This is a genomic window from Pseudomonas sp. B26(2017) (assembly GCF_002113045.1).
Taxonomy (GTDB): Bacteria; Pseudomonadota; Gammaproteobacteria; order Pseudomonadales; family Pseudomonadaceae; genus Aquipseudomonas.
Genome location: NZ_NEJJ01000019.1, coordinates 45,400 through 62,731, shown reverse-complemented (window position 1 = coordinate 62,731; position 17,332 = coordinate 45,400). Strand labels below are relative to the sequence as shown.

Sequence of the window (17,332 nt, the reverse complement as noted above, 5' to 3'; positions counted from 1 at the left end):
GTGATGACTGCACAACTGCCAATCGAGCCTTTACCGGTGAAGAAGTCGCCACTGCGCTACGTGAAGTGGGGCGCCGGGCTGATCCTCGGTGCGCTCGCCGCGTGGTTCCTGTGGCAGTGGGCCAACGACATGAGCGGTATCCGTCGGGAAGCGCCGAAGGTGCCGACGATCATTCCCTTGCCGCCACCGCCACCTCCGCCGCCGGAAAAACCGCCGGAGCCGGAAACCCCGGTCGAGGAAAAAGTCGTCGAGCCCGAGCCAACGCCGGAGCCGCAAGAGGTCAAGCCTGAAGAGGAAGCACCGCCATCGCCGGCCGACGACCTGGCCAACCCGATGCAGATCGACGGCGACGCCCAGAGCGGCAGCGACGCGTTCAACATCGGCGCGGGCAAGGGCGGCGGCATGGCCGGCGCCGGCGGTGGGCGACTGGGCAACGGCACCTACAGCCAGTTCCTAGCGTTCACCTTCCAGAAGCTGCTGCGCGAAAACCCCGACCTGCGCAACCTGGCGTTTTCGCTGCAGGCCGATGTGTGGCTGAGCAGTGTCGGCGAGATCACCCGGGTCGAGCTGATCAAGTCCAGCGGCAACCCCGAGATCGATACGCAAGTGCTCGCCGCGCTGCGCAACGCGCCCGCTTTAAGCGAACGGCCACCGGCCTCCATCACCTTGCCTGTGCGCATGTCCCTGCAAGGGCGGCGTCCGGGTTAACTGAATTCATAAAGCTGTATGAAAAGGAGTTGTGTGCAGATGATTTCCAACGTGAATCGATTGTCCCTGGCGGTCGGCATGGTCATCGCGACCCTGGTCGGTCAGGCCGCGGCAGCGCCTGCGCCCTCGGAGAACGCCACGATCAATCTGATCCGCTTGCTGGTCGAGCAGGGCATTCTGAAACAGGACAAGGCCGACGCACTGATCGCCCAGGCCCAGAACGAAGCGGCCCAGGCCAAGCAGGCTGCGGCGTCCACCGCTGTGGCCGCCGGGCCGGTCGCGGCACCGGGCGATGTGCGGGTGCAATACGTGCCGGCGGCGGTGCGCGACCAGATCCGTGATCAGGTCAAGGCCGAAGTCATGGCCACCGCCAAACAGGAAAACTGGGCCGCGCCCAACACTTTCCCGGACTGGGCGTCACGCATCAGCTTTGACGGTGACATTCGTCTGCGTGACGAATCGCGCTACTACTCGGGCAGCAACAGCAACGAAATCGTCGACTTTGCCAAGCTCAACAACAACGGCCCTTACGACGTGAATCCAAACAGCAGCACCGCGTTGCCGCCGTTGCTCAACACCCGCGAAGACCGCGAAAACCTGTTCCGCCTGCGCGCACGGCTGGGCATGAAAGCGGAGATTTCACCGCAATGGACCGCCGGCATCCGCATCGGCACCGGCTCGGACAACAACCCGGTGTCGACCACCCAGAACCTCGGCGGTGGCTTCTCGAAAAAGGACATCTGGCTCGATCAGGGTTACCTGACCTGGAAGCCGTCGGATGAGCTGACCCTGACCGGTGGCCGCTTCGCCAACCCGTTCCTGTCCACCGACATGCTGTATTCCAACGACCTCAACTTCGACGGCGTGGCGGCCATCTTCGACCACAAGCTCAACCGCGACTGGGGCGTGTTCGGCACCCTCGGCGCGTTCCCGGTGGACTACACCAACGACACCACCACCAGCAACGGCTTCGACAAGGAAGAAAGCGATAACAAATGGCTGTACGGCGCGCAAATCGGCGCCAAATGGGCGATCAACAGCAACAACCGCTTGAAAGGCGCGCTGGCCTACTACCGCTTCGACGACATCGAAGGCCAGCGCTCCAGTCCTTGCGAACCGTGGGCCGGCGCACCGGGCTGCGACAGCGACGGCACCCGCGCAGCGTTCATGCAGAAGGGCAACAGCGTGTTTCTGCTGCGTGACATCACGCCGAACCCGCTCAACCCGAGCACCACGCCGCAACCTCAGTTCGTTGGCTTGGCGTCCGAGTTCAACCTGCTGGACCTCAACGTGGTGTGGGACGCCGACCTGCCGGAAGACTTCAAACTGCGCAGCCAGGGCAACTACATCCACAATCTCGGCTACGACGAAGGCGACATGCGCAAGCGTTCGGCCGGGCAACTGGTCAACAACCTCGACAGCAGCGGCAACATCGAAAGCGGCGCCAATGCGTGGATGGTCCAGTTCACCCTCGGCAACGCGCTGGAGCTGAAGAAGCAGGGCGACTGGAACCTGTTCGCCGGCTACAAGTACATCCAGCCGGATGCCTTGCCGGATGGCTTCAACGACTCGTCCTTTCACCTCGGCGGCACCAACGCCAAGGGCTATATCCTCGGCGGCAACTACGGCCTGGCAAAGAACGTTTACGCCACCGGCCGCTGGATGAGCACCGAGGCGGTGTACGGTGCGCCGTTCGACGTCGACGTCATGCAGCTTGAGATCAACACGCGCTTCTAGAGCGCCGGGAGAGGGTTATGAAAATCCGCTTTTTATGGCTTGGGCTCGGGATGTTGATCGCCACCGGGGCGAGCGCCGAAGGCATGGAGGAACGCCTGCGCACGCAATTGCGCAGCACCACCCAGCAGCTGCAAACCCTGCAAAGCCAGCAGGCCCAGGCCAGCGCCGCGCAACTGGCGGCGCAGAACGAAGCCAAGGCTGCCCAGGCGCAAATCAAGCAATTGACCGCCGAACTGGCCAAGGCCAAAGGCCTTGCCGAGCAACTGGCCGGGCAGCAGCAAACCTTGCACAGCCAGGCCCAGGCGCAAGTCGCGGCCAGCAACGAGCAGACCGGCAAGTTCAAGAAGGCCTACGAAGAGCTGTTGGTCCTGGCCCGTGCCAAAGAGGCAGAACGGTCTAAGCTTCAAGCGCAATTGACTGAACGTGACACACAAGTGCAGCAATGTTCGGTCAAAAATCAGCAGATGTACGGCGTGGCCAAGCAGATTCTCAGCGCCTACGAAAACATCGATGTGGCCGAGGTGATGAAGATCCGCCAGCCCTTCGCCGGCAGCGCCCGGGTCAAGTTCGATGAACTGGCTCAGGGTTTTGGCGATGAACTGTACAAGACTCAATTCGATGCGCCGCAAGCCGCGATTGCGCACTGATTAAAAGACTCATGGACAAGGAAGACGTAATGACTCAATTGATCTCCCACGTATCCCCGCAATCCCTGACCGACGTGCTGCAAGCCGCCGGTTATCGTGTCAACCAGACCGAACAGAACGGCATCGTCCAGTTGCTCAGCGCCAGCCAGGGCATCGGTTACGCCGTGCGTTTCGGCAACCCGGCGGTGGCGGAACAGGGCAGCTACGTCGACTTCACCTTCAGCTGCGCCTTGCGCGTGCAGGGTGAGTTGCCGGCCGGTGTGGCCGAGCAGTGGAACGCGACCCGCCGCTTTGCCCGGTTGTCGTTGCAGGGCGAGTTTCTGGTGATGGAAATGGACGTGGTGGTGGCCGCTGGCGTCAGCAACGATCACCTGCGCGGCAACCTGGAATTGTGGGACCGTCTGTTGCAGGAATTCATCGTTTACCTGCGTGATTTCACCCAGAACGCCGCTGCCGCTCAGGCTCCAAAGGTTGAGCAAGAGGAAGTTGCGCTGTGACGAAACCTGCCATGGTAATCAGCGCCGCTGCGGTGGCGCTGTTGGTGGTGGCCGTGGCGCTGGTGGTGCGGCCGGGCAATGACCCGGTCGCCGCCCAGCAACCGGCGCCGGTGATTGCGGCGAACAATGGACCGGCAGTGGCCAGATTAGGCAATCAGCAGGTTTCGCCGGAAGAATTGCAGGCGCTGCTGGCCGCCGTACCGCCCCAGACCCGCGAACAACTGCGCGGCAATCGTGAGGCGCTGGAGCGCTGGATACGTTCACGCCTGGCCGAAAAAGCCGTGCTGGAACAGGCCGACGCCCAAGGCTGGGCGCAACGTCCGGACGTGGTTCGGCAAACCCGTGCCGCCACCGAGCAGATCGTGTTCCGCGACTATTTGCAGTCGGTGAGCCAGGTGCCGGCGGACTATCCGAGCGACGCCGAGTTGCAGCAGGCATATGACGCGGGCAAGGCCAACTGGCAGACGCCGGCGCTGTATCGGGTCAGCCAGATTTTCCTCGGGGTGAACGAGCCGCAGAATCTTGAAACCGTGCGCAAGCAGGCTACGGAATTGAGCAAGAAAGCCCAGGCAACCCCGGCGGAGTTTGCAGCGCTGGCCAAGGAATTTTCCCAGGACCGCCTGACCGCTGACCGTGGCGGTGACACCGGCCTGCAACCGTTGCAGCAACTGGTGCCGCAAGTGCGTGGTGCCGTGGCGCGACTCAAGGTTGGCGCGGTGTCCGATCCCGTTCAAAGCAGCGCCGGTTTCCACGTCATCAAACTCACCGAACAGCAACCGGCCCGTATCGCGACCCTCGACGAACTGCGCGATCAACTGACCCAGGCCTTGCGGGCTCAACGTCAGGAGCAGATCGCCCAGGCGTATCTGGACGGCATGCTCAACACCGCGACGCTGAGCATCGACGGAGCCGAGCTCAATAAAGTGCTGGAGGAAAAACTGTAATTCAGACTCACCACTGAACCCTGTGGGAGCGAGCTTGCTCCGGGCGGCGTTCCGACGAAAGCGGTGTATCTGGCAATGAGATGTTGCGTGTGCCGATGCCTTCGCGAGCAAGCTCGCTCCCACAATGGATTTATGCAAAGGCAAACAACAAAGATCGACAGGGAGTCATCGATGTCATTCACCGAACCCGCAGCACGACAAAGCAGCGCAGAATTTCGCTGGCCCAAGGACAAGGATGAACCCTGGCTGGCGCAAGCCGCGACGCTCGACAGTGACGTCGCGCAATACTTTCTGGTCAGCGCACGGTGCGGCTGCTTCATGCAGGCCGCCCGCAGCCTCAACGTGCGCTCGACCCTGCTGCGCAAACAACTGGCGCAACTCGAACAACAACTGCAATGTGCGCTGTTCAGCTTCCAGGGCAGCGCTCTCAGCCTGACCCGCGAAGGCCAGCAATTGCAGGCGCAACTGGTGGCCCTGGCCCACGAACGCAAACTCCCGGTGATCGAGCAGCCCCTGATCAGGCTGGCGGTCGCCGAATCGATCCTGCACGACATCCTCGGACGCGACCTCATCGCACTGCTGCGCCGCAACGCCAGCGTGCGCCTGGAGATCATCGCCCTCGACAGCGAACTGGCCCTGCGCGCCGTCAGCGCCGACATCGTGCTGTGGCTCGCCCACGGCGAAACCCCGCACCCCGGCCCGACCTTCGCCACCAGCGAACCGCAACGCCTCGCGCAACTGGAATATCAGCCGCACATCGCCAAACGCTACTCCCGCGTGACCGCACGCCCGGAAAGCCCGGATGATCTTGCCGATTTCATGCTGGTGCAATGGCAGCATGACCGGCAGATCGACAGCTTCCGGCCCTGGAACAATCTGGTCGAACAGCGCCTGGCCGGAGTGGTGCAGATGCAGTCCTACGAGCTGATGCTGGAGATGATCCGGTGCAGCGCATGCATTGGTTTGTTGCCGATGTACATGAGCCGGTTTGATCGCGGGCTGGTGGCGTTGCCGGGGTTGTTTGACGAGGCGATGCGGTTGCAGGCGTGGTTGGCGGTGAACAGTGAATCGCAGGAGGTCGGGGAGGTGCAGGTTTTGGTGGAGTTGATTCAACGCACGTTCAATGAGCGACAGGAGTGGTTCGAATAACTACGCAGGTTTATAGATCGTTCCCACGTCGAGGCGTCGAACCGTCCGCGGGGGAATGCCTCAAGGGACGCTCCGCGTTCCAGCTCCGGAAGGGGCGCGGAGCGTGCCGGGCTGCATTCCCACGCAGACGGTTCGACGCCTCGACGTGGGAACGATCATCGAATTAAAGCGGCGCCTCAGTCTTCAACTCCAGATTATCCAGCGCCCGGTTCACCGCCAGTTCCCCCAGCATGATCAATTGCGCAATCCCCAGCAGCACATGCCGATGCGAGCCGTCCACCAGCCCGGCGAAATCGCTGGCCATGGTTTTGGCCGAGGTCAGGGTATCGCAGGCGTCGGCCAGCAGTTCTTCGCTCGGGATGCCGGGGGCGATGAGGTAGCGGGTGTTGGATTTGAGCAGCGGTTTTCTGGGGTGGAACGGATTGAGGTAGTGATCGAGGGCGCGTTCGGCGGCTTCGTGGAATTTCTTGGAATCGAGGGTTTCGTAGGGCGAGGTCGGGTCGGTTTCGGGTGGATTGGGTGTTGGTTTGATCATGATTGAATCTCCAGAGTCATGGAGCCGCCACGATTCGCTGCGATACGAAGGGGTGGCAGCTATACGCGGGTCGCAGACCGGGACTCTAGAACCGGCAGACCCGAGGGTCTCCCACGTACAGCCGCCATAAAACTGGAGGGTGTTGTGCGTCTAGAGATCGCGGGCTGCGAGACCCGATCACTGATTCATCAGCGACCCGGAAACGATAGAGTCGGCCCCCAAGGCACACAAGCCGGCGGATTCTGGCGGATGCGTAGGCAATGGCGCAAGGCGTTGTGGCTTGCTGGAAGTTTCGGTCAACGGCTTTAAACAGGCATGGCGAATCCGTGAGGAAGCGGTTTACATTGACCGGCCACGCACTGATCCAGGAGGGATCGTTCATGCTTGAGCACAACCCCGCGATTGATCTCGAACGCTTCAACGAATGCCATCTTGAAGGCGTCACCGCGCTCTACAACGACCCGGCGTTAGCGCGGCAAGTGTTGCAGATGCCGTTTCAATCCTCCGAGATCTGGCGCCAGCGCCTGATGCCGGACAGCGAGCGGGTGTTGAAACTGGTGGCACTGCACCAAGGGGTGGTGATCGGTTATCTGGGGCTGGAGGCTTTTTCCCGGATTCGTCGCAGTCATGCCGGCAGCATCGGGCTGAGTGTTGCGGTGGCCTGGCAAGGCAAGGGGGTGGGGACGAAACTGATGGCGGCGGCGCTGGATGTTGCCGACAACTGGATGAACCTGCACCGGGTCGAGCTTTCGGTGTACGCCGACAACGAGGCGGCCATCGGCCTCTATCGCAAGTTCGGCTTCGAAACCGAAGGGCTGTTCCGCGATTACGCCGTGCGTGACGGGCAATGGGTCGACACCCTGAGCATGGCGCGTCTGCGCCAGACGCCAAAGGTTTGAAAGATCGTTCCCACGCAGACGGTTCGACGCCTCGACGTGGGAACGATCAACATCAACGGAAGTAGCTCACATTTCGAGATTGACCCACCCCGGCTTTGCCACCTCCGGCGCTACCGCTTTCACGGTCTTGCCGGTGGCCAGCTCAACCCGCCGCGCCACCTCCGGATCATCCGCAAACGGCGTCAGACTCGCCTCATCCAGGCTTTCAGCCGTTTCATGGCGCAAGCAGTACTCAACCGCCAACCATAGAAACAGCACACCCAGCACATTCAAGAAAACATCGAACATGACCGGCTCCCTTTATCAGGCGATCTGCGCTTCACGGTGGGCAATTGCAACATCCGCCACCCGCACCGTGCGCCACACGTTGTAGGCCATCAGCTGCATGCCGCTGAGGAAGAACACCCCGCCTGCAAACCGCACCACAAACCCGGGATGGCTGGCCTGCAGCGCCTCGACGAACGAATAAGTCAGCGTGCCGTCCTCGTTGATCGCCCGCCACATCAGGCCCTGGGTAATTCCGTTGACCCACATCGAAGCGATGTACAAAACGGTGCCGATGGTCGCCAGCCAGAAGTGCAGGTTGATCAGCGGCGTGCTGTGCATCCGCTCACGGCCAAAGACTTTCGGCACCATGTGATAGGTCGCCCCGAAGGTGATCATCGCCACCCAGCCAAGGGCGCCGGCGTGGACGTGGCCGATGGTCCAGTCGGTGTAGTGGGAGAGGGCGTTGACGGTCTTGATCGCCATCATCGGGCCTTCGAAGGTCGACATGCCGTAGAACGCCAGCGACAGGACGAGGAAACGCAGGATCGGGTCGGTGCGCAACTGATGCCAGGCGCCGGACAGCGTCATCATCCCGTTGATCATGCCGCCCCAGCTCGGCGCGAGCAGGATCAGCGACATCGCCATCCCCAACGACTGCGCCCAGTCAGGCAGCGCGGTGTAATGCAAGTGGTGGGGACCTGCCCAGATGTACAGGGTGATCAACGCCCAGAAGTGCACGATTGACAGGCGGTACGAATACACCGGCCGATTGACCTGTTTCGGCACGAAGTAATACATCATCCCGAGGAACCCGGTGGTCAGGAAGAAGCCCACCGCGTTGTGCCCGTACCACCACTGCACCATGGCGTCGGTGGCGCCGGAATACACCGGATAGGACTTGAACCAGTCCACCGGGATCGACAGGTGATTGACCACGTGCAGCATGGCGATCACCAGAATGAATGCGCCGAAGAACCAGTTGCCGACGTAGATGTGTTTGGTCTTGCGCTGCACCACGGTGGTGAAAAACACGATGGCGTATGCAACCCAGACCACGGCCATCCAGACCGCGCCGGAGAATTCGATTTCGGCGTATTCCTTGGTGGTGGTGTAGCCCATCGGCAGGCTGACCAGCATGATCACGATCACTGACTGCCAGCCCCAGAAAGTGAACGCGGCGAGTTTGTCTGAGTACAGCCGCACCTGGCAGGTCCGCTGCACCGCGTAATAACTGGCGGCAAATTGCGCGCTGCCGGCGAAACCGAAAATCACCAGGCTGGTGTGCAACGGTCGCAAGCGGCCGAAGGTGGTCCACGGCAAGTCCAGATTCATGTCCGGCCATACCAGTTGCGAGGCGATCCATACCCCCATCGCCATGCCCACGACACCCCAGAAAACAGTGGCGATGACGAATTGGCGGACGACCTTGTAGTTATAAGCCTGTCCGATTGTTGCTGTGCTCATGGTCAATTCTTCCACGGTTGCAAAGTCTTGCCAGGCCACCCGGTCTGGCACGAGCTGCACTGTAGAAACCCCACCGGAAACAAAACAGGCTCAGGAATTGTTCATTTATGCGGATCAGATCCAGGCGCTGCCTGCGGCCATCTGACGCGCCCTGATACGGTTTTTATGCGTTCAGCTGAATCTGTAACGGGCTGCGCTGCAACGTCATAGTGCTTTCAGGAATCTGTGGGAACGAGGCATCTAGAGATTGCGCCAGATCGCGCAATCTCTAGATGCCTCGTTCCCACAGGATTTGTGCTGAGTGCTGATGAGGTAGCCGATGTATCAATACGACGATTACGACCGGGCGCTGGTGTTCGAGCGCGTTGCGCAGTTTCGCGATCAGGTCGAGCGCTTCATGGCCGGGGAGTTGAGCGAAGAAGAATTCCTGCCGCTGCGCCTGCAGAACGGCCTGTACATGCAAAAGCACGCTTACATGCTGCGGGTGGCGATTCCCTACGGCACGCTGAGCGCCGAGCAGATGCGCACATTGGCGAGCATCGCCAGTGACTACGACCGAGGTTACGGCCACTTCACCACGCGGCAGAACATGCAGTTCAACTGGATCGAGCTGCACCAGGTGCCGGACATCCTTCAACGTCTGGCGCAGGTCAACATGCATGCGATCCAGACCTCGGGCAACTGCGTACGCAACATCACCACCGAAGCTTTTGCCGGCGTCGCGGCGGACGAGTTGATCGACCCGCGCCCGCTGGCGGAGATCCTGCGGCAATGGTCGACGATCAACCCGGAGTTCCTGTTCCTGCCACGCAAATTCAAGATCGCCATCTGCTCGGCGAAGCAGGACCGCGCGGCGATCATGATGCATGACATCGGCCTCTACCTTTACCCCGGCCATGACGGGCAGATGCTCTTGCGAGTGATCGTCGGCGGCGGTCTGGGGCGCACGCCGATCCTCGGTTTGCAGATTCGCGACGGCTTGCCGTGGCAGCATTTGCTGTCCTATGTCGAGGCGGTGCTGCGGGTCTACAACCGCCACGGCCGTCGCGACAACAAGTACAAGGCGCGGATCAAGATTCTGGTCAAGGCGCTGGGCATCGAGGCGTTCGCCAAAGAGGTCGAGGAAGAGTGGCAACACCTCAAGGACGGCCCGGCGCAACTGACGGAGGATGAATACCTGCGAGTCGCCAGTGCTTTCGTGCCGCCGAGCTATCGCACGCTGGCGGATACGGATCTGGATTTCGGCACGCACCTGGCCGAGAACGCGGCGTTCGCCCGCTGGGTCGCGCGCAACGTGCAGCCGCACAAGGTGCCGGGCTACACCAGCGTGGTGCTGTCGACCAAACCGGGCCTGGCTTCGCCACCGGGGGATGTGACCGGTTTGCAGATGCTGGCTGTGGCCGACTGGTCCGAGCGCTTCGGTTTTGGCGAAATACGCATCGCCCACGAGCAGAACATCGTCCTGCCGGACGTGCCCAAATCCGAGCTTTTTGCGTTGTGGCAACTGGCGAAAGAGCAGGGCCTGGGGGCCGCCAACGTCGGTCTGCTGACCGACATCATTGCCTGCCCCGGCGGGGATTTCTGTGCGCTGGCCAACGCCAAATCGATCCCGATTGCCCAGGCGATTCAGGCGCGCTTTGACAACCTCGACTACCTGCACGATCTGGGCGACATCAGCCTGAACATTTCCGGCTGCATGAACGCTTGCGGCCATCATCACATCGGCAACATCGGGATCCTCGGCGTCGATAAAAACGGCAGCGAGTGGTACCAGATCACCCTCGGCGGTGCTCAGGGCAAGAACAGCGCACTGGGCAAAGTCATCGGTCCGTCGTTCAGCGCCGCTGAAGTGCCGCAGGTGATCGAGCGGATCATCGGCACCTTCGTCCGTTATCGCGAGGCCGAAGAGTTGTTCGTCGATACCGTGGCGCGCATCGGACTGGAGCCGTTCAAGGAACGGATCTACCCGAAAGCGCTGGAGGTGCCGGCATGAACAATCTGCTGCGCATGGAGGCGGGCGGGGCGCGGATCGTGCTCGACGATCCATGGACGCTGATCCGCTCGCCTGAAACGGAGCCCGGCGCCGGGATGTTGATTCTGCCGCTGGCCCACTGGCTTGAATCGCCCTCGACCCATGCGGTCTGGCTGGGTCCCGACGATGGCGTCGAAAGCCTGCTGCCATGGCTGACCTCGCTGCCGTTGATCGCCCTCGACTTCCCGAGCTTTCGCGATGGCCGCGCCTACAGTCAGGCCTATCTGCTGCGCAGCCGTTTCGGCTGGAAAGGCGAGTTGCGCGCCATTGGCGATGTGCTGCGCGACCAGCTCAGCCATATGCGCCAATGCGGTTTCGACAGCTTCGCGGTGCGCGAGGATAAATCCGCCGAGGATGCGCTCAAGGGCCTGGCCGGGATGAGCGTGTTGTACGGGCGCTCGGTGATCGAACCGCGACCGCTGTTCCGGCGCAGGTGATGCAGGGGAAACCCCTAGAACCCTGATGAATCGGGGATTTTCCCTTGGGTCGATGGTGGCCTTTTGGTAGAGTCCCCGTCGCCAGCGGGTTTTCGGCTGGACGACGGAACGAAGAAGGGAGTCTGATCAGTGAGTCCGGGCAAAAAAATTCTGGGCATCACCGCGTTGCTGCTGATGGTGACGCTGTGGGCCGGTTACATCTATGTGTTCAACGAAAACCGTGGCGGTCAGCTCGGTGGCGTCGGCGAAAGCACCGCCTGGTGCGGCACGCCGCCGAACACACAAGCGGCGCTGCAGGGCAAGGATCAATTGACCTTGCGCATCACCAACAACCTGCGTGGCGAGTTCATGCTCAGCGGCGCGGTGGTGGTCTCCGAACGTACTTTCAACCGCTATGACCTGGGCCGCAACGAACTGCGTCTGCGCCTGGAACCGTTGCAGTGGTCCTACGGCGTCACGCCGATCTTCCTTGAGCAAGTAAAAGTCCTGCCCCTGAGCCGCAACCTCGCCTCGACCGACAAGAGCGCCTTCGCCGAACTCGAATCGCGCCCGATCAGCGTTCAGGGCCGGGTCACCGAGTTTCCCTTCGACACCTATCGCTACGGCTACAAACCGGTGTTGTATTACCTCAAGGGCAGCGAGCGTATCGACCTGCGCTTCAAGAACATCACCACGCTGATGGAGATGTCCAACACCTTCACGCCGATCCAGAAGTACAACCGCGCTGACTACATCAACGAGAAAAACTCGATGATCCGCGACGAAGACTACAAGGCCTACGGCCCCCACGAATGCGCGTTCAGCGTCGAGCGCAAAGGCTCGTTCAAGGTCGTGGTGCTGTTGATGCTGCTGGTGCTCTGCCTGCCGTTGCTGCTGGTGTTCTATCGCGATGAACCGGGGATCGACTTCCTCGCCACGCTGGTGGGAATCGGCGTGGTACGCACTGTGCTGGTGGGGCCGGTGCAGGATTTCCAGCTGTACAACATCGATTTTCTGTTCGGAGCGGCAATTTTGCTGGTGGGCACGGTGTCGCTGATCAAGGCGATGCGGGCAAACAGCCGGCGGGAGATGGCGTTGAGGAGCGGGGAGACTTCGAGCTGGTAGCAGGAAGCTTCAAGTACCTGTGATGGCCCGGACCTTTCAAAGGTCCGGGCCCGGCATTGCCCAGTGTCGGCGTTTCTGATCGCAAACGACACGGATTCAGCTATACCTGTAACTCCCCCCGACGCAATAAATTCGGCCTTCCGACAGGAGTTACAGCATGAAGCTAGCCGTAATGATGAGCACCCTGTGCATTGCCACGCTGGGCGTAGTGGGCTGCTCCAGCAAAACCGTCGCACCCGACGAATACTCAGGCTTCCTCAAGGACTACAGTCAGCTCAGGGAGGCCAAATCTCCGTCGGGGGCCGAAGTGATGCGCTGGATCGACCCGAAAATCGACATCGGCAAATTCACCAGCGTCTACGTCGAACCGACCCAGCTCTATCCCAAACCGCAACCCACCGTGAAGATTCCGCAGCAGACCCTCAACGGCATCACCAGCTATTACGATCAGGCACTCAAGCGTGAATTGGGCAAATCCCTGCCGCTGGCCTCAGGCCCCGGACCGGGTGTGATCGTGGTGCGCGCGGCCATCACCGCCGTGAGCAGCAAGACCGAAAGCCTGCATGCCTATGAAGTGATTCCGATTGCTCTGGTCGCCGCAGCGGTCAGTACCGCCAGCGGGATTCGTGATCAGGAAACCACCCTGGCGACCGAAGCGGTGTTCCTCGACGGCGGCACCAACAAGGTGGCGGCGCAAGTGGTGCGCAAGGGCACCGGCAAACCACTGGAAAACGATTCGCAGGTGATGAAGGCCGATGATGTGAAAAGCGTGATCGACGGCTGGGCGGCGGATCTGCATCAGTCCTACCTCAAGCTCAAGGCCAGGTAAGACCGGCGCGCCGGGTTGCCCCAACGGACGACCCGGCGGGTTCACTGCGTCAGAAGTTGGCGCGTGCCAGCCGGTTGTAATGGCTGAGCAAGCCGTCGTAACTGCGGGTCACGGCGTAATAGTCCTCGCTCAGGCGCTGAGGCTGTGCATGGTTCTGCCAGTCTGCCTGCAGGGTGTTCAACGCCTCGAGATAGTTTTGCCCCGGCTCGCCAATGCGCAGCCACAGATCACGCGCGGCATCGGTCTTGTTCTGGAACCCACCGGTGCGCGGCGCGAGCCAGGGTTCGCGACGGTTCCAGGCCTGTTGCAGCTTTGCGATGGTCTCGGCCAGCAATTTCGGGGTCAGGGTGCGGTTTTTCATCGCTTCGTCGAGCACATCGACGGTCTCCCGCGCCTGAATCATGTACGCCAGCAAGTCCCAGTGAATGTCCCTGCCCAGACGCGCTTCGATCAGCTTGAGCTGTTCGGGACGCTGCGCGGCGTCGAGCGGCAGCAGGCTTTGCCGCAGAGCTGTCGAAGCGCCGATGTACTCCTGTGACACGCGCTCGATCGCCGCGAGTTCGCCAGGTGAGGGCTGTTGCGATCCGGAGATGAAACTCGCCTCTCGGTAAAAGCGCGCTGGAGCAATGGTCGTCGTGACGTGATTCAGCGCCCGGACATACTCGTTGGCCTGTCGCGCCAGCTCTGGTTGCCAGGTCAGCAGTTCGAGTTTTTCCGTGAGGCCCTGACCGCAGACATCACGCTGTATGTCGCGCACATTGAACGCGTCACTGTCGTCGAAATCCTTGAGGCTCTTCAACCAGCGCTGGTCGCGAGGCAAGGGCGGTTGAGGGTTCTTGTAGCGATCGTAGGCCGCTCGCCATTGCACGTCGATCCGGTTGACGCACGCGATCAGCGGGCTCAGGGCATTGGCCTGAGCGGTGACCGGCGCATCGCGTCCATCCAGCCAGAGATCGAGCTGGAGGAAAGGTCGGGTCGCACTGGTCAGCGCCATCACCACCAGCGCGAAGAAAATACCGACGCAAAACATCACTCTGCTGCTCATGGTCGCGCCTCCTTGCCGTACCACTGTTCAACGGTGGCCGGTGCGCTGCATTCGGCGGTGGTGGCCGGCAAGCGGCTGCACAGGCGTTCGGTCCAGGGTTGCAAGCCCTGATTGCGATTGACTGTGCCTTGGCTGGCGACCACCTTGAACACGCCGAGCACAAGGGCCAGCACTACAATCCCGAGGATCGTCACGCCGACTTTCACGGCAGGTCGGCTCTCTTCCCAGGACACCCGTGGCCGGGACTGCCAGCGCCGCACCAGTCCGAACGTTGCAAGGGTTGCGGCATACACCACGCCGGCAATCGGGCCGAAAAACCAGGCAAGCCCGGCCACCATCAGCGCGCCGGGCACGAAGTCGCGCAGCACGCCGAACGGCGGCCAGTCTTTGAGGGATCCGGGGCAAAGGCTTGCGCTGAGCCGGTCATCCAGCCGCCAAACGCGATGAGCAACGTTGTGCACCAGCCAATTGAGCCCCGCCACGATCACGCCAAACACCACGGTCGAGATCATGACGATATTGATCAGTCCACTGAGGCGTGCGCCCAACGGAATGTAATGGGTGAACGCGCCGATCAGGCAGGCCAACACCACGCCCACGTAGGTTGGCCAGTCATTGAAACTCAATTCCCAGTCGCGCCAGAAAAACGCCGTGCCGCCGGGCATCTGCGCGCAGACATTGGGGTGATTGGCGTACAGTTCGGAACTCAACTTGCGGCACTGCGCCCAGTCTTCTTCGCGCAAGCGTCGGGCCAGCGCACGGCGGGCGCTGAACGAGCCGGTACCCAGCAGCAGGCGGGCGGCGCGGTGTTCGGGGGTGGCGGGTGGTTCCAGGGCGAGCTGTTGCTGGCGTGCCACAAAAAACGGCGCATTTTGTCGAGCCAGCAGGCGTTGCCATTCGCCGTCAGGGCAGGGATTCCCTGTGCCGCCGTGCCAGCCCTGACCGGTGCGCACCCGTTCGAATACCTTGGGAGACCAGAAAGGCGAATCCAGCAGCATCTGGCTCAGGGCACGGTTGAACCATTGCTGATGTTGTTCAATCGCCAGCCAGTTGAAATCCGCACGGCGGGCGTAGGCCTGGAGGAATTCGTCAACGTCTTCGCGTTCGAGGGCATCACGCATCGGTTGCGTGATACGCGTGCGCTGCCGGGCCAGCAACAGCTCGATCGATTCCTCATCCAGCTCCAGCCGTTGCCAGGCGCTGAACCAGAAAAAGGTCGGCACTGCCCAGTCCACCAAGCTGTCGGAGGATTGCGGGTGTTCGATGCAGTGATGCAGCAGCGTGTCCTCGAAGATATGCGCACAGCCTTGTTCGAGGGCGACGGTGTGGCGATGTTCGAGCTCTTCAACGCTGAGCCCGTCCAGCGAGCGGGTTGCCAGTTGCAGGGCGTCGACCTCGACCACGGTCAGGCCGCTCAAGTCCCAGGATTCCTCAATGCGCTGGTCCTGCGCTTGTTGCTGAACTTCGTCCTGATCCTGCGCGTGATACTGCTGCCATTCCTTGTAGGCCAGCGCCTGCTCATAGGCATCGCGCAGTCGCTGGAAACCCTCGGGGTCGTCGTCGGGGCGGGTCTGTTTGAGCAGGACGGCATATTGGCGTTTGATAGTGCGCACATCGGCGTCGGCCGACAGGCCAAGGACGGTCCAGCAACTCATTGCGATGACAACTCCATAAAAACCGCGACGCGATCCAGTGGTGGCATTGTGATGTTGCGCACCCTACCTGTTTCGCGTCGAAAAGTCCTCGTGTCTCGTTCAGTCGCCACCGGCCTTAAAGAAAATGCTGATGTTCTCCATTCGGGGCTTCAGTGTTTTTTGGCTTGTTCGCGTATGCGTTCTTCCTGCTCGCGCAGTTCCGGGGTGAACTCGGCACCGAAATCCTCCGCGCTGAACACCTGGCGAATCTCGATTTCCGATTCAGTGCCCGGCATGGGGTTAGGGCAGCGCTTGACCCATTCGATGGCTTCTTCTTTGGACTTCACGTCCCAGATCCAGTAGCCAGCGATCAGCTCCTTGGTTTCAGCGAACGGGCCGTCGATCACGCTACGGTTTTCGCCGCTGAAGCGCACACGGGCGCCTTTGCTGCTGGGGTGCAGGCCGTCGGCGGAAACCAGAATGCCGGCCTTGGCCAGTTCCTCGTTGTAATTGCCCATGTCGGTCAGCAGTTGCTCGCTGGGCATCACGCCGGCTTCGGAGTCGTGGCTGGCTTTGACAATGATCATGAAGCGCATGGTGTTTCTCCACAGTCAGGTAAGGGATTCATGGCTTAGTCGAACGGCTCGGGTCGGAATCGACAGGTCGTTAAAGAAAAGATGCAGACTTGCGTTTTAACAAGCAGCACCTTCTTTGAGAGCAGGGATGTGGGAAGCCTGGAGAATGTGTATCCAGTTTTGGGCGCCAGCACATGACAATTTCAGTCCAGGCATAGGTCGTCGGACAATTTCGTGGTTAACTTCCGCCTCTTGCATGCTTTCCCAACAACGTTAAGAAGGACTCCGTTCATGGCTCAAGTCACTCTCAAAGGCAACCCGGTTCAAGTCAACGGCCAACTGCCACAAGCCGGTTCCAAGGCGCCAGCCTTTTCCCTGGTAGCCGGCAATCTGTCCGACGTCACCCTGAAAGACTTCGCCGGCAAGCGCAAAGTGCTGAACATCTTCCCAAGCGTCGACACCCCGACCTGCGCCACTTCCGTGCGCAAGTTCAACGCTCAGGCCAACGACATCAGCAACACTGTGGTGCTGTGCATCTCGGCTGACCTGCCGTTCGCCCAGGCTCGCTTCTGCGGCGCCGAAGGCCTGGAAAACGTACAAAACCTGTCGACCCTGCGCGGCGCCGAGTTCATCGAGAACTACGGTGTGGCCATCGCTGACGGCCCGCTGAAAGGTCTGACCGCCCGTGCGGTGGTTGTTCTGGACGAAAACGACAACGTCCTGTACAGCGAACTGGTCAAGGAAATTGCAGAAGAGCCTAACTACGACGCGGCACTCTCGGTTTTGAAATAAGTGTTCTGAACAGCGCTTTTACAATTGTTAACGGCCT

Annotated in this window: 18 protein-coding genes; 12 read left to right on the top strand and 6 right to left on the bottom strand. The window is 61.1% G+C overall.

Annotation, left to right across the window (positions count from 1 at the left end; genetic code table 11):
* Positions 1-3 precede the first annotated feature (3 nt).
* From CAF79_RS24615 to CAF79_RS24590, 6 genes are all read left to right on the top strand, one after another.
* Positions 4-708 (top strand): energy transducer TonB, encoded by a 705-nt coding sequence (locus CAF79_RS24615; RefSeq protein ID WP_085700721.1) that lies wholly within the window; start codon positions 4-6, stop codon positions 706-708.
* 39 nt (positions 709-747) lie between these two features.
* Positions 748-2,445 (top strand): putative porin, encoded by a 1,698-nt coding sequence (locus tag CAF79_RS24610; protein WP_085700720.1) that lies wholly within the window; start codon positions 748-750, stop codon positions 2,443-2,445.
* Positions 2,446-2,462: 17 nt separating this feature from the next.
* Positions 2,463-3,092 carry a DNA repair protein gene (locus CAF79_RS24605; RefSeq protein WP_085700719.1) on the top strand — a complete coding sequence of 210 codons (630 nt, stop codon included), beginning with the start codon at positions 2,463-2,465 and terminating at the stop codon, positions 3,090-3,092.
* 29 nt (positions 3,093-3,121) lie between these two features.
* Complete coding sequence (locus CAF79_RS24600; RefSeq protein ID WP_085700718.1) at positions 3,122-3,589, top strand: YbjN domain-containing protein; 468 nt, start codon at positions 3,122-3,124, stop codon at positions 3,587-3,589.
* Entirely contained in the window at positions 3,586-4,533 is a 948-nt protein-coding gene (locus CAF79_RS24595) for a peptidylprolyl isomerase (protein ID WP_085700717.1), read from the top strand. Before CAF79_RS24600 ends, CAF79_RS24595 begins: the two co-directional genes overlap by 4 nt.
* Positions 4,534-4,704: 171 nt before the next feature.
* Positions 4,705-5,682, top strand: coding sequence for a LysR family transcriptional regulator (locus CAF79_RS24590; RefSeq protein ID WP_085700716.1), 978 nt, complete (start codon positions 4,705-4,707; stop codon positions 5,680-5,682).
* A gap of 163 nt (positions 5,683-5,845) precedes the next feature.
* On the opposite strand, the gene CAF79_RS24585 is transcribed toward CAF79_RS24590, so the two are convergent.
* Complete coding sequence (locus tag CAF79_RS24585; protein ID WP_085700715.1) at positions 5,846-6,217, bottom strand: DUF6124 family protein; 372 nt, start codon at positions 6,215-6,217, stop codon at positions 5,846-5,848.
* A gap of 380 nt (positions 6,218-6,597) precedes the next feature.
* Here CAF79_RS24585 and CAF79_RS24580 point away from each other — a divergent pair, with 380 nt between their 5' ends.
* Positions 6,598-7,116, top strand: a complete 519-nt coding sequence (locus CAF79_RS24580) for a GNAT family N-acetyltransferase (RefSeq protein ID WP_085700714.1) — start codon at positions 6,598-6,600, stop codon at positions 7,114-7,116.
* Between the two features lie 66 nt (positions 7,117-7,182).
* Here CAF79_RS24580 and CAF79_RS24575 read toward each other — a convergent pair whose 3' ends face one another.
* Both CAF79_RS24575 and ccoN read right to left on the bottom strand, forming a co-directional pair.
* Positions 7,183-7,404 (bottom strand): CcoQ/FixQ family Cbb3-type cytochrome c oxidase assembly chaperone, encoded by a 222-nt coding sequence (locus CAF79_RS24575; RefSeq protein WP_085700713.1) that lies wholly within the window; start codon positions 7,402-7,404, stop codon positions 7,183-7,185.
* 15 nt (positions 7,405-7,419) lie between these two features.
* On the bottom strand, positions 7,420-8,847 hold the full coding sequence (gene ccoN / locus CAF79_RS24570; RefSeq protein ID WP_085700712.1) for a cytochrome-c oxidase, cbb3-type subunit I: 1,428 nt from the start codon (positions 8,845-8,847) through the stop codon (positions 7,420-7,422).
* 319 nt (positions 8,848-9,166) lie between these two features.
* On the opposite strand from ccoN, the gene CAF79_RS24560 reads away from it, so the two are divergent.
* From CAF79_RS24560 to CAF79_RS24545, 4 genes are all read left to right on the top strand, one after another.
* A complete protein-coding gene (locus CAF79_RS24560) occupies positions 9,167-10,840 on the top strand; it encodes a nitrite/sulfite reductase (protein WP_085700711.1) in 1,674 nt (557 codons plus the stop codon).
* Complete coding sequence (locus CAF79_RS24555) at positions 10,837-11,316, top strand: DUF934 domain-containing protein (protein ID WP_085700710.1); 480 nt, start codon at positions 10,837-10,839, stop codon at positions 11,314-11,316. The genes CAF79_RS24560 and CAF79_RS24555 overlap by 4 nt, the downstream gene beginning before the upstream one ends.
* 129 nt (positions 11,317-11,445) lie before the next feature.
* Positions 11,446-12,420 (top strand): hypothetical protein, encoded by a 975-nt coding sequence (locus CAF79_RS24550; protein ID WP_085700709.1) that lies wholly within the window; start codon positions 11,446-11,448, stop codon positions 12,418-12,420.
* A gap of 157 nt (positions 12,421-12,577) precedes the next feature.
* Positions 12,578-13,249, top strand: a complete 672-nt coding sequence (locus tag CAF79_RS24545) for a DUF3313 domain-containing protein (RefSeq protein WP_085700708.1) — start codon at positions 12,578-12,580, stop codon at positions 13,247-13,249.
* Between the two features lie 49 nt (positions 13,250-13,298).
* On the opposite strand, the gene CAF79_RS24540 is transcribed toward CAF79_RS24545, so the two are convergent.
* The 3 genes from CAF79_RS24540 to CAF79_RS24530 all read right to left on the bottom strand — a co-directional run bounded on the left by CAF79_RS24540 (position 13,299) and on the right by CAF79_RS24530 (position 16,524).
* Positions 13,299-14,294: a DUF3829 domain-containing protein gene (locus CAF79_RS24540; RefSeq protein WP_085700707.1), complete on the bottom strand. Its 996-nt coding sequence runs from the start codon at positions 14,292-14,294 to the stop codon at positions 13,299-13,301.
* A complete protein-coding gene (locus tag CAF79_RS24535) occupies positions 14,291-15,949 on the bottom strand; it encodes a J domain-containing protein (RefSeq protein ID WP_085700706.1) in 1,659 nt (552 codons plus the stop codon). The genes CAF79_RS24540 and CAF79_RS24535 overlap by 4 nt, the downstream gene beginning before the upstream one ends.
* A 149-nt stretch (positions 15,950-16,098) precedes the next feature.
* Positions 16,099-16,524 carry a YciI family protein gene (locus CAF79_RS24530; protein WP_074690904.1) on the bottom strand — a complete coding sequence of 142 codons (426 nt, stop codon included), beginning with the start codon at positions 16,522-16,524 and terminating at the stop codon, positions 16,099-16,101.
* Positions 16,525-16,794: 270 nt separating this feature from the next.
* Here CAF79_RS24530 and tpx point away from each other — a divergent pair, with 270 nt between their 5' ends.
* Positions 16,795-17,295, top strand: a complete 501-nt coding sequence (gene tpx / locus CAF79_RS24525) for a thiol peroxidase (RefSeq protein ID WP_085700705.1) — start codon at positions 16,795-16,797, stop codon at positions 17,293-17,295.
* The last annotated feature ends 37 nt before the right edge of the window (positions 17,296-17,332 follow it).

Coding starts and splice junctions, on each gene's coding strand:
- CAF79_RS24600 (WP_085700718.1), top strand. CDS start 3,122: ATGACTCAATTGATCTCCCACGTATCCCCGCAATCCCTGACCGACGTG.
- CAF79_RS24590 (WP_085700716.1), top strand. CDS start 4,705: ATGTCATTCACCGAACCCGCAGCACGACAAAGCAGCGCAGAATTTCGC.
- CAF79_RS24545 (WP_085700708.1), top strand. CDS start 12,578: ATGAAGCTAGCCGTAATGATGAGCACCCTGTGCATTGCCACGCTGGGC.
- CAF79_RS24575 (WP_085700713.1), bottom strand. CDS start 7,404: ATGTTCGATGTTTTCTTGAATGTGCTGGGTGTGCTGTTTCTATGGTTG.
- CAF79_RS24580 (WP_085700714.1), top strand. CDS start 6,598: ATGCTTGAGCACAACCCCGCGATTGATCTCGAACGCTTCAACGAATGC.
- CAF79_RS24615 (WP_085700721.1), top strand. CDS start 4: ATGACTGCACAACTGCCAATCGAGCCTTTACCGGTGAAGAAGTCGCCA.
- CAF79_RS24560 (WP_085700711.1), top strand. CDS start 9,167: ATGTATCAATACGACGATTACGACCGGGCGCTGGTGTTCGAGCGCGTT.
- CAF79_RS24605 (WP_085700719.1), top strand. CDS start 2,463: ATGAAAATCCGCTTTTTATGGCTTGGGCTCGGGATGTTGATCGCCACC.
- CAF79_RS24585 (WP_085700715.1), bottom strand. CDS start 6,217: ATGATCAAACCAACACCCAATCCACCCGAAACCGACCCGACCTCGCCC.
- CAF79_RS24610 (WP_085700720.1), top strand. CDS start 748: ATGATTTCCAACGTGAATCGATTGTCCCTGGCGGTCGGCATGGTCATC.
- CAF79_RS24555 (WP_085700710.1), top strand. CDS start 10,837: ATGAACAATCTGCTGCGCATGGAGGCGGGCGGGGCGCGGATCGTGCTC.
- tpx (WP_085700705.1), top strand. CDS start 16,795: ATGGCTCAAGTCACTCTCAAAGGCAACCCGGTTCAAGTCAACGGCCAA.
- ccoN (WP_085700712.1), bottom strand. CDS start 8,847: ATGAGCACAGCAACAATCGGACAGGCTTATAACTACAAGGTCGTCCGC.
- CAF79_RS24535 (WP_085700706.1), bottom strand. CDS start 15,949: ATGAGTTGCTGGACCGTCCTTGGCCTGTCGGCCGACGCCGATGTGCGC.
- CAF79_RS24530 (WP_074690904.1), bottom strand. CDS start 16,524: ATGCGCTTCATGATCATTGTCAAAGCCAGCCACGACTCCGAAGCCGGC.
- CAF79_RS24540 (WP_085700707.1), bottom strand. CDS start 14,294: ATGAGCAGCAGAGTGATGTTTTGCGTCGGTATTTTCTTCGCGCTGGTG.